The following is a 13,415-nucleotide window of genomic DNA, read 5'->3' as shown; positions in this document are numbered from 1 at the left end:
CGAGTACGCGATTCTATGAGGCGGTGAACCCGAACCCCTTTTCACCACCGACGACAGAGTCACACCCATGTCGACCGAATCGATTAGCGACCGACGGGAGCATATTCGCTCCATCAGCGTCACCGCGCTGGCCGCGCTACTCGGCGTCGGTGCCGCACTCGCCTCCGTGGCGCTTACCGGAGACCTCCCGGTAGACACCGCCGCCAGCGATACGCGAGCGCTGTTTCTCGTCCTCGGTGCGATCGTCGTCCAGTTCGTTCTCTTCAACTTCACGAACATCTACGCCGACGACGAGTTTGGGATGAAACACCACCTGTTCATCACGTTCATGACCTTCGCAATGTGGTTCGTGACGTGGGGCATCCTGCTTACCGCGGAGTCGACGGCATAACCATGGCCGACGATAGCATCGCCGTCGTAGACCTAGATCGGTGTCAACCCGACCGCTGTAGCTACGAGTGCAAGAACTACTGCCCACCGAACCGAACGGGCAAAGAGTGCATTACGCTCCGCGGCGAGGAAACCGCGGAGGGACAGCCCGAACAGGTCCGCATCTCCGAGGAGATCTGTCTCGGCGAGAGTTGCGGAATCTGCGTCGAGAAGTGTCCCTTCGACGCCATCGAGATCATCAACCTGCCCCAGGAACTGGAGGACGAACCCGCCCACCGCTACGGCGAGAACGCCTTCTCGCTGTACGGCCTGCCCGCACCGCAGGAAGGACAGGTCACCGGTATCCTCGGGCCCAACGGCATCGGGAAAACGACCGCCGTTCGTATCCTCGCCGGCGAACTCGAACCTAACCTCGGACGCTACGAGGAGTCGCCGGACTGGGACGATGTCTTAGAGGCGTACCGCGGCACCGAACTCCAGGACTACATCGCGGACATCCGCGATGGCGAGATCACCGTCGCCCGAAAACCCCAATACGTCGATCAGATTCCGAACCAGTTCGACGGCAACACCCGCCAACTGCTGGAGCGGACGGACGAACGAGATGCTCTTGACGGCCTCGTCGAACGCCTGTCGATCGGTCCCGTCATGGACCAGGCGATCGAGGATCTCTCCGGCGGCGAACTCCAACGGGTCGCACTCGCCGCGACGCTCGCTCGCGATACGGACTTTTACTTCCTGGACGAGATCACGCCCTACCTCGACATCGGCCAGCGCGTCACCGCGGCTAGACTGATCCGTGAACTCGCCGAAGAAGCGGGAAAGTCGATGCTCGTCGTCGAGCACGACCTCGCGATTCTCGACCTGCTCGCGGACACGCTGCACGTCGCCTACGGTGAACCCGGTGCCTATGGTGTCATCACATCGCCGAAATCAGTCCGCAACGGGATCAACGAATACCTCGCGGGCTATCTCGACAACGAGAACATGCGAATTCGCCAGAATCCGATCGAGTTCGAGGAGCACGCGCCCCGAACCGCGACCCACGGCGACGTACTCGTCGACTATCCCGACCTCACCAAGAGCTACGGTGACGGCGAGTTCAGTCTCGAAGTCGAGGGTGGCGAGATTCACCGGAACGAAGTGCTCGGTATCGTCGGCCCGAACGGGATCGGGAAGTCGACGTTCGCGAAGTTGCTGACGGGGAATCTCGAGCCCGATACCGGCGACGCCGACCTGAATCTGGACATCTCTTACAAACCCCAGTACGTGACGATCGACCAGCCGATGCGAGTTGATGCCTTCCTCTCGTCGATCACGGATCAGTTCGGCTCATCCTACTGGAACACGGAAATCGCCCAGCCGCTCCAGTTAGAGCGGATCATGGAGCAGAATCTCTCGGATCTGTCGGGCGGTGAGCGCCAGCGGGTGGCCATCGCAGCCTGCCTGTCCGAGTCCGCGGATCTCTACTTGCTCGACGAGCCCTCGGCGCACTTGGACGTCGAACAACGCGTGCAGGCGACGAGTGCGATCCGACGCTACGCCGAACAGCAGGACTCGACCGTGATGGTCATCGACCACGACACCTACATGATCGACCTGCTGGCGGACCGGCTGATGGTCTTCGACGGCGAACCCGCAGCGCACGGTCACGCCGGCCAGCCACAGCCGATGCGCGACGGCATGAACGAGTTCCTCGCGAATCTCGAGGTTACGTTCCGGCGGGACGAACGGACCTCGCGGCCGCGGATCAACAAGCCGGACTCGCAGTTAGACCGCGAGCAAAAGCGCGAAGGAGAGTATTACTACGCGCCCTGATCGTCGTATCGGGCCATCACACCGTCACGCCGACGAAAGACGACGGAGTCGTCGGAGTCGTCGGAGTCGTCGGAGTCGTCGGAGTCGTCGGAGTCGTCGATCGTGGAGGAGAGTCGCCGAGATTGTGCGGTACTTAGTTCGCTTTCTCGCGCAACTCCTCGAGCGTCTCGAAGACGAGTTCTCGGAACCGGTCACCGCGGGTCGTACGTGTCGACGGGTCGCCTCGCCGCTGGAGATGGAGCGATTCGATGAACTCGAGCAACAGGAGCAGACGATACGCTGGCTTTCGTTGCTCGAGAGCAGCGGGGACTGAGCGGACGGATTCGTATCCGGCCCGGAACGCTCGCGTCACGGAGTCGTCGACATCGTTGCGGGCTTCGAAGTACGGGACCACCGTTCGCCAGTAATCGTACTCGCCGGGCGCGACGAGCGCGTGTTCGAAATCGATCGCCACAGGTCCGTCACCGGTTCGAGCGAGGTGTTCAGGGTGGATATCGCCGTGACAGAGCACGGGCTCCCCGGCTCCGTCGAAAGCGTTGTCATGCGTTTCGAAGAACTGATCGACGGCGTCGACGACGGTCCCGTATCCAATCGGTTCGAGAAACGACCGGTGGAAGGAAAGACGCGCACGGACGGCTTCGATCCAGTCGGCGTGCGCCTCGAGTTCGATGCCGGAGTCGCCGTCACGGGGCCGGCCGAACCCGTCGAACGCACCCGCCGTCTCGGTATGCAACGTTCCGAGCCAGCGACCAGCAGCGGCCGCCCACTCGGAATCGATCGTCTCGAGTGGGGCGGGTGAGCGCTCGAGTTCATCGCACCAGGCAGTCACGTAGTGGTCGGAGCCGACGGCGAGCACCGCGGGAACGGAAACGCCCGTCTGCGTTGCGACGAACTCGTGAACGCGGCCCTCGGCGGCGGCGTGACCGCGCGGGTGGGCGTCAACTTTCACCGCCGCTTGACGGCCGTCCAGATACACCTCGTAAACGCGGTAGGGCGGCACGTCGTGGAGTCGGCGACCGACTACTACGTCGTCGGCGTACGATTCGAGCGTCGAAACGAGTTGCTGTGTCATTAGTTCGGTCCCGCTAACGGGGGGTTGCCGACCGGAGACAGTGCTACAGCGCCGCCGCTCCGGTCGACAGAAGATAGCTATGAGTTACGGTACCGTAATAAAAGCGTATCGGACACGAGTTCACCGCGACGCAGCACCGTTGCCGACGCTGTTACTCCGTGTGGCTCGTTCGGAAAAGGACAACGAGGCCGGTCAGAACAACCAGCAATCCGAGCAACACGGCGGCGACGACCGAACTCGAGACGACGAGTTCACCCGTGGCACCGACGACGGCACCGGCGGCGGCGATGATGGTTCCGGTGAGGATCAGCCCCGTTCCGACGAGGTCAGCGGTCGTATCCGGTGGTTCGGTGGGCGACGTGTCCGGGCGGTCGAGCGGGTCCACGAGTTGCCACTCGGGTTCGGTGGCCGTCTCGATTCGGTAGCGGCCGCCCGAAAGCGACGAGAGGATGGCGTCGCTTGCGGCCTGCATCGATGCCGTCCACCAATCGCTTCCTGTTCCGGGTTCATTGGGCGGCGTTTCGGGTCCCGCATCCGTTCGGACCAGGTAGACGGGTTCGCCGATAATGTGGTCGATCGAGGCCGCGTCGTAGCCGATGTCCGCGACGAGTCGCGCGAGGAGGAATTCCTCGGACCACGGGATCGGTTTCTCGAGCGCGAACGAACGCGTCTCTCCGTGGGGCAGTAAAACGGTAAGTTCGACCGTGGTGGCGTCGAGTGGGGTCACGTCGGTAATTCGTCCCTCGACGTATCCCTCGGGGGTCGTCATCACGTCGATACGCCCGAGCTCGTCCGCGAGGTCGGTTTCGGACGCGGATTCATCGGGAGAACGAGACTCACGCTCAGTTCGCCGCTTGTCGGAGTCATCCGCAGAGACATCCGTCTCGCCGCGTGTGACTTCGATCTCGATTTCGCCGTTCCCGTCGGTCCCGCCATGATTTGGGGCGGCGTTCGAACGCGAGTTCGGCGTCGGGTCCTCGTCTGTCACAGTTCACCTCGGGTCGGCTCCGCTTTCGACCGACAGTACTCACGGGAGTCGACCCGGTCGTCTCGACCTACGGGCGCCGGCAAGGTAAGTCGTTTCCCGGCCTTCATCGACCCCTCGCAGCCGCTCAGGGTACAGGGCTCGCGCGGATCACGGCGAACAACCCATCACCGTGGCCCTCACGCAACGGTGTCGCCTCGGGATCGATCGTCGCGGGATCCTCGAAGACAGTCTGTGCTCGGTCTTCGATCACGAATCCTGCCCGTTCGAGTTCACGGCAGGCCGCGTCGCCAGTCAAGAACTCGGCGTCGGCGTAGAAGGGACTCTCGTCTTTGTGTTCCTGATACACCTGGCCGACTGCACTCGAACGGTCGAGGACGGCAACGACAAGCGTGCCATCGTCCGCGAGGACGCGACGGGCCTCCGAAAGCGTCGTTTCGAGGTCGTCAACGAAGCAGAGGACGGTAACGAACAGCGTGAGATCGAGTGTCCCCGCAGCGAACGGCAGCGATTCAGCGACGCCGCGAACGGGATCGACCCCGCGTTCCCGCGTTCGCTCAAGCGCGTTTCGAGCGGGATCGAGTCCGAGAGAAAGCCCGAGCGGGGCCGCGAAGCGACCGGTACCGACGCCGATTTCGAGGGCGCGGTCGTGGCGGCTATCGAACGTCTCCGGAAGCACTCGTTCGAGCGCCGCCTGTTCGGCGCGGTAGGCCCCATCGTGTGTCTCGAACCAGTCGTCGTATTCCTCGGAAAGCGTCTCGAAGGGCTGAGCGGTAACCATACGAAACCGATGTCAGTCGGTCAATGAAAATGTATGGGTGAGAGAGACGGCTTCGTCGATCCATCGAGCAGAAGAAATGCCGCAGAGACGGGGAGTATCATCTAATAAGCAATACCCATAACTATTCCCCACACCATTTATGTTCGTACACTATAATGTAATCCAGTATGAGCGATGAGATCGTGACGGTCGTCTGCCAGCACGCAGATGCCCTCATGTCGCTGCGGGAGTCACCGAAATATAAACGGGAGTTAGCGGAGGAACTCGACGTGTCGAAGAGTACGGTGTACAACATCCACAGACGGCTCAGTGAGCACGGGTTAGTGATGAAAGCGGATGGAAAGTACACGCTCACGGAACGGGGAGTCATAGCCATTACGGCCTACAAGGGGTACAAAGAACAGACGGAATTGATCGAACAGATGCCTCCCAATCGGCCGTTCGAGGCGGAAGTCGGATGAGTTGTGACCGAGAACGACACCTCGCACACCGCACCGATCGACTTGTACGAACGCGTGTGAAACGCAGCGAGCGGGGCGCTAAACGCGCTTCGTGATGATAGTTCCCATCAATCGTCCGGAACGATAGTCTCAGTCCCATCCTTCTCGACGGATTGAACGCCGAGAGTTCAGTCTTGTTCGCGACGGGGCCGGTATCGAACGACGCCATCAGGTAAGTGCGTCGCGAGCACGCTTCGAAAACGAACTCGCCGAGACGAGTCCGAGTAGGAATGCCGAAAGTGTCCGCTCTGATAATAGTAAATAAATCAACTGGTCTAATTCTTGTTATCGTAAACAGATAGGCCGGTATTTTATATACATAGAGATAGTTGAAGCCTAAAAATCTGGGAAAATATTTTATTCTTTGATGATGGATCACGTATTGATGTCCCAAGATGACATCACACAGACGAGTCGACGAGCATTGCTTCGCAAATCATCGGTTGCGACCGTCGCCGGTCTCGGAGCGGTTTCCGCCACGTCCGCGAGCGCGTCAGCGACTTCGTTCGGCCTCTCGGAACTGAAGGCGGAAGGGGTCGTCCTCGAATCCCGGGACGTTTCAGTCCCGACCGACGTCCGGAGCGGAAAGCGCTTACTACGCAGGTTGGCGGCGGATGGACTGCTCGAGGAGGCGTCGCTGGACGTATTGCCGAATCAGCAGTTCGACGAAAACGGACAGATCCATCGGACGTACACCGATGGAAACAAGCAGATCGCATTTACGACGTCCACCACCCGTGGGCGACTACAGGTTAGCTTCGGCGAGGAGGCGATCCCGTCGGCCGCTCTCTTCCCGAAAGACGGTGGTGCTGTCGTGCTATACACAGCACCCGATGGAGAGGAATACCGGCGTTTCGAATCCGATCTGACCGTCTCCGAAAGCGACAGCGAAGCGTCAGCCGACAGTTGTTCCGGCGACAACTGCGACGGTTGCGCCTGCGAAGAGGACTGGTGTTTCGTCGGGCGGTACAAGAAAAAGTGTAACACCTGCGACGACGGCGAGTGTATCATCACGGACAGTTGCGGCTGCTGATCGAACACTGACCATTTCCTTTTTCTCTGGTCGTCCAAGCGGCAATTTGGGTGCCTTGCTGACCAGAGTGGCGGCATGAACGAAACCGATACCGGAGAGACAACGGTTACTCGAGATCGACTCGATCGAAGAACCAAACGCCGAGAGCGACGGGCGCGATCGCCCAGCAGAGCAGGACGGCGAGTCCGAATAGATTCGGCCCGTGAGCGGCGGTCGTCTGGCCGCCCACCAGCGCGATCTCGAGGAGATCTCGAATGTAGTAGCGGGCAGCGTCGAAGGCTTCGAGCGGGCTGAGACGGGCCACGTACAGAAACCACGTTGGCTCGTCGGCGTACGTGAGCCGTCCCGTCAGGTTGATCGACTGCGTCGTCCCCGTGACGAGTTCACCAAACCGGACGCAGGCGGGAAGGACGATCTGTCCCCAGAGCGGTCCGAACAGCGCGTAGAGACCGACGACGACTGCGACCGCGCGCGTTTTCGACGAGACGATACTCGACACGCCGACCGCCATCCCGATCCACGCAAGTCCGTAGAGGACGAGCAGTATCACGGCGCTGAGCAACGGAACGAGCGGGATTTCGTCGACACGGACGAAGACGAGCACTGCAAGGACACCGAGCGAGGCGACAAGCGCGGTTACCAGCACGCTCACGCGACTCAGGTACTTGCCGATGATCAGTTCCCGACGCGTGCTCGGGAGTCCGAGGAGAAAGCGAATGCGACCGGATTCGCGTTCGCCGATTACGGCCTCGTAACCGAGGACGATCGCGACGAGCGGAACCCAGAGACCGAACGAGTCGATAGCGGTCAACAGCGGTGTGTCTACCTGCTCGACTAATTCGGTACTGAGACTGAGCCAGGAGATGGCGACGAGGGCAGTCATGAGCCCCGTCGTACCCCAGAGTGTCCGGGAGTGGATCGCATCTGCGATGTCGGTTCGAGCGATCGCAGCGACCGAGTTCATCGCGGCTCACCGTCGGACGGGGAGGCGGTATAGGCTGCGAACAGTTCTTCCAGGGAGGAATCCTCGACATCGATGTCCGTCACCGTTGCACCGGCGTCCTCGACGCGGCCGATAGCGGCGGATTTGACGCCGGAGTCGGTACAGGTGATAGAAATTGTTCCACCGCGACCGGTACTGGCGGCATCGACAGCGACGGTGTCGACGCGATCCAGTTCGGCGAGGCGCTGGGAAACCGATTCGGGAACCGTATCGACGGAAAGGATGAGCGTCGAGTTCGGATCGAGAGTTTCTCGGAGGCCGTCGACGGTGTCGACGGTCAGGAGGGTGCCGTCGTTCATAATGGCGACGCGGTCGCAGACGGCTTCGACCTGGTCGAGGACGTGACTCGAGAGGAAGACGGTCGTCCCGTGGTCGGCTTCCTCGCGGACGATCTCTCGAAGCGTTCTGATGCCGTTCGGATCGAGGCCGGAGGAGGGCTCGTCGAGGATTAACAGATCGGGGTCGTCGACGAGCGCGATACCGAGGGCGAGGCGCTGTCGCATGCCCTTCGAGTAGGTTCCGACGGCAGTCTCTTCGTCTCCGGTCAGGCCGACGCGAGCGAGGATGTCGACCGGGTCGTCGTCGCTCTCGTACATGTCGATGGCCAGTTCGACGTGACGGCGACCCGAGAGGCGATCGTAGAAGGCGTACCCCTCCGGAAGCACGCCGGTACGCCGGCGAACGACGCGGGGCTGTTCCTGCGGGTCGACGCCCAGAATGGAGATAGCGCCGGTTGTCGGCCGCACGAAGTCGAGAAGCATATTGATCGTCGTCGACTTGCCTGCCCCGTTCGGGCCGAGAAAGCCGAACACCTCGCCGCTCTCGACGGTAAGATCGATATCTCGAACGGCGTGAGTCTCGTCGAACCGTTTCGAAACTCCGTTCGTTTCGATTGCTGCCATGAGTTGGCTGCAGTAATGTGAAGCGGAGTATTTAATCAAACGGTTTCAATGACAGTAAGAAGACCCATCGTTGCCGGCTGTCGCTCTCGAGTTCGCGAAGCGGGCAACACAATGGTCAGCGAGAGCGGGGAAAACGGTTCAGCGAACGAAGCGTTGGCAACTGCCACAGAGGTTCTCTTCTTTGATATCGACTTCGCGGACGGTCGGCGAGAAGTTCATCACGCAGCGGTTGTTGTCGCAGTGTTCGAGCCCATATGTATGGCCGATTTCGTGGACGATTTCCTTGCGGACGCGGTTCTCGAAAATTTCGCCTGCGCTCTTGTTCGAAAAGCCGCCGTCGCTCGAGGTTTGCAATCGATAGGTCGAAACGACGCTGCCGCTGCCGTCGAGATAGGCGAGTCCGAAGACGTAGTTCCGACGGCGGTAGAAAAGGTCGTGTGGCGTGACGGCGATGTTTTTCCCCCCGCGACCGACGCGTTCTGCGAGTTGGATGAACGCCTCTGCGGAATACTGGTCGCGACCGGAGTCGTACGCCCCGCCCGGCACTGGCTGGGAATCGGTGACCGAAACGTCGCAGTCGTAGACCGATCGTAACGCCGAGGACGCTGCCCGTTTGACCGCTGCGGGGACGTTGCCGACCGGCACGATGTCGACGAGCATGACAAACGCTATGGTCGCTTCGCTCATAAACGTCCCGCCATGGGCCACACTCGGCGAAATCTACCGGCGATGACAACTGTCCTCGCAGCATACGACCGACTCGTCGAGGTGGGGATCGGCCGACGAACCGAGCTGGCGGCGACGCTGGCGGAACGTGGCCACGCCGTCACGGCGACGGATATCTATCAGCGAGACGTTCCCGAACGAGTTCAGTTCGTCCGAGACGATATCGTCGATCCCGAGCCGTCGGTCTACGCCGACGCGGACGCGATCTACGCCCGGAACCTGCCGCCCGAACTGCACCGGCCGGCCCGGGACGTTGCCCACGCCGCCGACGCAGCGTTTCTCTTTACGACGCTCGGCGGCGACCAACCGGCGATTCCCGTCGAGCGACAGACGATCCAAGCTGGAACGCTGTACGTGAGCACGCATCCCGAGTCGAGCCGAGACGCATGAATTAACAGCACCGGGGACGTTGCTTCGAACCGACGCGTGCTCCCCGATACTGTCCTGTCCCTCCTCGCAATACTGCTCGTGACCGTCGTTCTCGCGGCCGTCATCGCCGGCTTCGGCACACTGCTGTGGTTCGCCCTCGAACTCGCGACCGCCCCCGGCGTCGTCGTCCACGAGTTCGCCCACGCGATAACCTGCCGGGCCGTCGGCGTCCGCGTTCACGAGGTCGTCTACTTTCGCCTCGGCGACCCCGCCGGCTACGTCCGCCACGAACAACCGGACCGGTACCGCGACGCGTTCCTCATCGGCGTCGCGCCGTTTCTCGTCAACACCGTCGTGGCGCTTGTCGCCTGTCTCGCCTTCGCGGAACTCGCGACGGGGACCGGTGTCGTGTCGCCGACGGGCGGCGGATTCCCCGCGGTTGATCCGGCGGCCGTCTCCCGGGAGATGCTGATCGGCATGGCCGCCCTCGGCTGGCTCGGGCTCGCAGTCGGGATGCAGGCGTTTCCGAGCACCGGCGATGCGAACACGCTCTGGGCGCACGCACGAGCCAAGTGGCGGCGGTCGCCGCTCGTCCTGCTCGGAGTTCCGGTCATCCTCGTGATCTACGTCGCGAACGTGCTCTCGTGGCTGTGGGCGGACGTACTCTACGCGGTCGCATTGTTGCTCGTCGCGTTCGCCGTCGCTGGCACGCCGCTGCTTTGAGCGCGGGCAGGTCCGTCGCGCCGGCCGAATCCGACCGCCTTTATTCCCGCCGGCCCGTTCGAGCGCGTATGACCGAGCACGCAACCGCGACCGACACGGCCACCCTCGCCGCAGACGCCGTCGTCCTCGACATCGACGGCGTGCTCGTCGACGTGGCCGACTCCTACCGGCGCGCGATCGTCGAGTCCGTCGAGGTCGTCTACGACCGGACGATCCGCAAGGACGACATCCAGCAGTTCAAAGACGCCGGCGGGTTCAACAACGACTGGGAACTCACACACGCCGCGGCGCTCTATATTCTCGCGACGAGCGAGGGCTACGACGCGTCGATCGACGAGTTCACCGACGCCATCGCCGCCGAGGGCGGCGGCCTCGAAGCGGCCGAAACCGTCGTCCGCGACGGCCTCGGCGCGCGCGCAACCCAGCGCGTGACGAACCGCTGGGATCGCGAGCGGCTTCGCGACGTCTTCCAGCAACTGTATCTCGGCACCGAACTCTACCGCGCACTCGAGGGTGGCGAACCGGACGCCGAACTCGTCGACGAGTCCGGATTCATCCACGACGAGCCGGTACTGCTGTCGGCGGAAACCCGCGACCGGCTCGTCGACGCGTACGACGGCGCGGTCGGCGTGCTGACCGGGCGACCGAAAGCCGAAGCTGAACTCGCGCTCGATCGGGTCGGGCTGGCGGACGAAGTTTCCGTTGAGCACCGGTTTACGATGGACGACTGGAAGGAGGGCAAGCCGCACCCGCGGGCGCTGACGACGCTGGCAGACCGGTTCGACGCCGAACGCGTGGTCTTCGCCGGCGATACGCTCGACGATATCAGAACGGCGACGAACGCGAACGAGGCGGACGCCGATCGGGAGTACCACGGCGTCGGCGTCCTGACGGGCGGTCTCACCGGCGAGGACGGGCGACGGAAGTACGAAGCGGAGAACGCGTCGGCCGTCCTCGAATCGGTGAACGACCTGCCGGCGCTACTCGAGGCGTAACCGCCGGCTGCGCGAGCGAGCCAGCACGTTCGCACGCCCGTTTTTTAGCCGTCGTCGGTGTAGCCCGCGCCAGTCCTATGACCGGTTCTGACCACGACCCCGACCCCAACCCCGATTCCGACTCCGATCCCGACCGATTTTCCTGCGATCCCAACCTGCCCGGCGAACCGACCGCGCTCTGGCTCGCGGAGCCGCCCGAAGCGAAACCGGACCGCGACTCGGAGCGCGGCGGTGGCGAGCGTCCGCTCACGGCCGACCGAACGGTCGACGTGGCGGTCGTCGGTGCGGGAATCGCCGGCCTTTCGACGGCGCTCGAACTGCGCGAGCGGGGGAAGACGGTCGCCGTGCTCGAACGAGACCGCGTCTCGGCAGGGATCACGGGTAAATCGACGGCGAAGCTGACGAGCCAGCACGGGGCGATCTACGACCACCTGCGCCGCGAGTTCAGCCGGCGGGCGGCAAAGCAGTACGCGACGGTGCAGGAGGACGCGATCGACGCGGTCGAGCGACGGATCGACGAGTTCGGGATCGACTGCGGGTTCGAGCGCCAATCGTCGTACCTGTACGGAGACAGTCGGGACAAACTCGAACGCGAGGCCGACGCCGCACAAGATGCGGGGCTCCCGGCGACGCTCGTCACGTCGGTGCCGCCGTTCGAGCGAGCGCAGGCCGCGGTGCGGTTCGACGAGCAGGCGTGGTTTCACCCGCGCCGATATCTGCTCGGGATCGCGGACGTGCTCCGCGAAGATGACGGAGCCAGGGTCTTCGAACGGACCCGCGTCACGGCCGTCGAACCGGGGACGCCGTGTCGGGTCCGGACCGAAGCGGCGTCGGTGACTGCCGAGCAGGTTGTCCTCGCAACCGGATTTCCGATCCTCGACCGCGCGGGGTACTTCGCGCGGATGCACCCGAAACGGTCCTACGTGCTCGCGCTTCGACTCGACAGGGACCCGCCGGACGGGATGTACTACCGGACCGGCGACAACTACCGCTCGGTGCGGACCTATCGCGGCGACGAGGAGGAACTCCTGCTGGTCGGCGGAGAGAACCACAAGACCGGCCAGGGCGGCTCGACCGTCGACCGCTACCGGCGACTCCTCGAGTGGGCCCGCGAGCGGTTTCCCGTCGAATCCGTGGCGTACCGCTGGTCGAACCAGGACTACAAGCCGGTCGATCGGGTGCCGTTCGTCGGTCGCGCCGGTGCCGGCACGCCGAACGTCTTCGTCGCGACCGGATTTCGCGGCTGGGGCATGACCAACGGCGTCGCCGCCGGCCGGCTGCTCGCCGCCCTCATCGACGGGCAGAAGCCGCCGGAGCGGAAGCTGTTCGATCCGCTGCGGTTCACGCCGAAGCCCTCGGCCGGGAAGGCCGTCACCGAGAACGTCGACGCGATGAGCGAACTCGCGACCGACTGGCTCCGGACGATGCTCGCGTCCGGATCGCTCGAACTCGATCCCGGCGAGGGAACGGTGATCCGCCGCGAAGGGACGCCCGTCGCCTGCGCGCGAGACGCCGACGGCGAACTTCACGCGACCTCGGCCGTCTGTACGCACATGTACTGTCTCGTCGAGTGGAACGACGGCGAATGTAGCTGGGATTGCCCCTGCCACGGCTCGCGGTTCGCCCCGGACGGGGACCTGCTGGAGGGGCCGGCGACCGAGGGGCTGTCGAACGCAGCCGACGAACTCGAACGGGAATGAGCCCACCGAGGCCGGGTATGAACATCCTGGCCGTCAAACGACCGACCACGATGACCGACACCACGCTCGACGACATCGCGCGGCAACTCGACCGCGCAACCGAACTCGAGGACGAGGAGGCGATCGCCGTCCTCCGGACGGCTCGCGAGGACCTGCAGGCCCTCGGCAACGACCCCGATACCGACGAGGACCGGCGCACTGAACTTGTAACCCGCATCGAACAGCGGCTCCGGGAAGTCGAGAACCGGGACGCCTACGACAGCGGCCTCGGTGCCGCGATGAATCCGGACGAGGACGAGGCCCCGTAGGACGCCGGTACGTTCGGACTCGGGACGATAGTCCGCCACTGAGATCGCTAACACGACGTTGAGACCGCAACGATCACCGCGGTTTTTCCCCCGATCGCCGCGAGTTCAGT

15 protein-coding genes are annotated in these 13,415 nt (G+C 63.3%); 9 read left to right on the top strand and 6 right to left on the bottom strand.

Annotated features, from left to right (window positions below; genetic code table 11):
• The first annotated feature begins 67 nt into the window (after positions 1 to 67).
• Together C480_RS00335 and C480_RS00330 are read left to right on the top strand one after the other, a co-directional pair.
• Positions 68 to 391 (top strand): EMC6-like membrane protein, encoded by a 324-nt coding sequence (locus C480_RS00335; RefSeq protein ID WP_006663636.1) that lies wholly within the window; start codon positions 68 to 70, stop codon positions 389 to 391.
• 2 nt (positions 392 to 393) lie between these two features.
• The gene (locus C480_RS00330) at positions 394 to 2,208 is read left to right on the top strand and encodes a ribosome biogenesis/translation initiation ATPase RLI (RefSeq protein WP_006663635.1); all 1,815 of its coding nucleotides are present in this window, start codon (positions 394 to 396) and stop codon (positions 2,206 to 2,208) included.
• Positions 2,209 to 2,341: 133 nt separating this feature from the next.
• Here C480_RS00330 and C480_RS00325 read toward each other — a convergent pair whose 3' ends face one another.
• From C480_RS00325 to C480_RS00315, 3 genes are all read right to left on the bottom strand, one after another.
• Positions 2,342 to 3,280 carry a phosphotransferase family protein gene (locus C480_RS00325; protein ID WP_006663634.1) on the bottom strand — a complete coding sequence of 313 codons (939 nt, stop codon included), beginning with the start codon at positions 3,278 to 3,280 and terminating at the stop codon, positions 2,342 to 2,344.
• 151 nt (positions 3,281 to 3,431) lie between these two features.
• On the bottom strand, positions 3,432 to 4,268 hold the full coding sequence (locus C480_RS00320) for a hypothetical protein (RefSeq protein ID WP_006663633.1): 837 nt from the start codon (positions 4,266 to 4,268) through the stop codon (positions 3,432 to 3,434).
• 124 nt (positions 4,269 to 4,392) lie between these two features.
• The gene (locus C480_RS00315) at positions 4,393 to 5,046 is read right to left on the bottom strand and encodes a class I SAM-dependent methyltransferase (RefSeq protein WP_006663632.1); all 654 of its coding nucleotides are present in this window, start codon (positions 5,044 to 5,046) and stop codon (positions 4,393 to 4,395) included.
• 167 nt (positions 5,047 to 5,213) lie between these two features.
• Here C480_RS00315 and C480_RS00310 point away from each other — a divergent pair, with 167 nt between their 5' ends.
• Positions 5,214 to 5,507, top strand: coding sequence for a helix-turn-helix domain-containing protein (locus C480_RS00310; RefSeq protein ID WP_006663631.1), 294 nt, complete (start codon positions 5,214 to 5,216; stop codon positions 5,505 to 5,507).
• Between the two features lie 424 nt (positions 5,508 to 5,931).
• On the top strand, positions 5,932 to 6,579 hold the full coding sequence (locus tag C480_RS00305) for a hypothetical protein (protein WP_241433769.1): 648 nt from the start codon (positions 5,932 to 5,934) through the stop codon (positions 6,577 to 6,579).
• Between the two features lie 106 nt (positions 6,580 to 6,685).
• On the opposite strand, the gene C480_RS00300 is transcribed toward C480_RS00305, so the two are convergent.
• The 3 genes from C480_RS00300 to C480_RS00290 all read right to left on the bottom strand — a co-directional run bounded on the left by C480_RS00300 (position 6,686) and on the right by C480_RS00290 (position 9,144).
• A complete protein-coding gene (locus C480_RS00300; RefSeq protein WP_006663629.1) occupies positions 6,686 to 7,543 on the bottom strand; it encodes an ABC transporter permease subunit in 858 nt (285 codons plus the stop codon).
• Positions 7,540 to 8,484: an ABC transporter ATP-binding protein gene (locus C480_RS00295; RefSeq protein ID WP_006663628.1), complete on the bottom strand. Its 945-nt coding sequence runs from the start codon at positions 8,482 to 8,484 to the stop codon at positions 7,540 to 7,542. The genes C480_RS00300 and C480_RS00295 overlap by 4 nt, the downstream gene beginning before the upstream one ends.
• A gap of 138 nt (positions 8,485 to 8,622) precedes the next feature.
• A complete protein-coding gene (locus tag C480_RS00290; RefSeq protein ID WP_006107613.1) occupies positions 8,623 to 9,144 on the bottom strand; it encodes an archaemetzincin family Zn-dependent metalloprotease in 522 nt (173 codons plus the stop codon).
• Between the two features lie 39 nt (positions 9,145 to 9,183).
• On the opposite strand from C480_RS00290, the gene C480_RS00285 reads away from it, so the two are divergent.
• The 5 genes from C480_RS00285 to C480_RS00265 all read left to right on the top strand — a co-directional run bounded on the left by C480_RS00285 (position 9,184) and on the right by C480_RS00265 (position 13,305).
• On the top strand, positions 9,184 to 9,600 hold the full coding sequence (locus C480_RS00285) for a UPF0146 family protein (RefSeq protein ID WP_049902959.1): 417 nt from the start codon (positions 9,184 to 9,186) through the stop codon (positions 9,598 to 9,600).
• Between the two features lie 36 nt (positions 9,601 to 9,636).
• Positions 9,637 to 10,302 carry a DUF3267 domain-containing protein gene (locus tag C480_RS00280; RefSeq protein WP_006663626.1) on the top strand — a complete coding sequence of 222 codons (666 nt, stop codon included), beginning with the start codon at positions 9,637 to 9,639 and terminating at the stop codon, positions 10,300 to 10,302.
• A gap of 68 nt (positions 10,303 to 10,370) precedes the next feature.
• Positions 10,371 to 11,297: a TIGR01548 family HAD-type hydrolase gene (locus tag C480_RS00275; RefSeq protein ID WP_006663625.1), complete on the top strand. Its 927-nt coding sequence runs from the start codon at positions 10,371 to 10,373 to the stop codon at positions 11,295 to 11,297.
• Between the two features lie 77 nt (positions 11,298 to 11,374).
• Complete coding sequence (locus C480_RS00270; protein WP_006663624.1) at positions 11,375 to 12,997, top strand: FAD-dependent oxidoreductase; 1,623 nt, start codon at positions 11,375 to 11,377, stop codon at positions 12,995 to 12,997.
• A gap of 17 nt (positions 12,998 to 13,014) precedes the next feature.
• On the top strand, positions 13,015 to 13,305 hold the full coding sequence (locus C480_RS00265) for a hypothetical protein (protein ID WP_006663623.1): 291 nt from the start codon (positions 13,015 to 13,017) through the stop codon (positions 13,303 to 13,305).
• The last annotated feature ends 110 nt before the right edge of the window (positions 13,306 to 13,415 follow it).

This window comes from Natrialba aegyptia DSM 13077, assembly GCF_000337535.1.
In the GTDB taxonomy this organism is placed as follows: Archaea; Halobacteriota; Halobacteria; order Halobacteriales; family Natrialbaceae; genus Natrialba; species Natrialba aegyptia.
The sequence above is the reverse complement of the archived record's forward strand: the minus strand, read 5'-3'. Positions and strand labels throughout refer to the sequence as shown.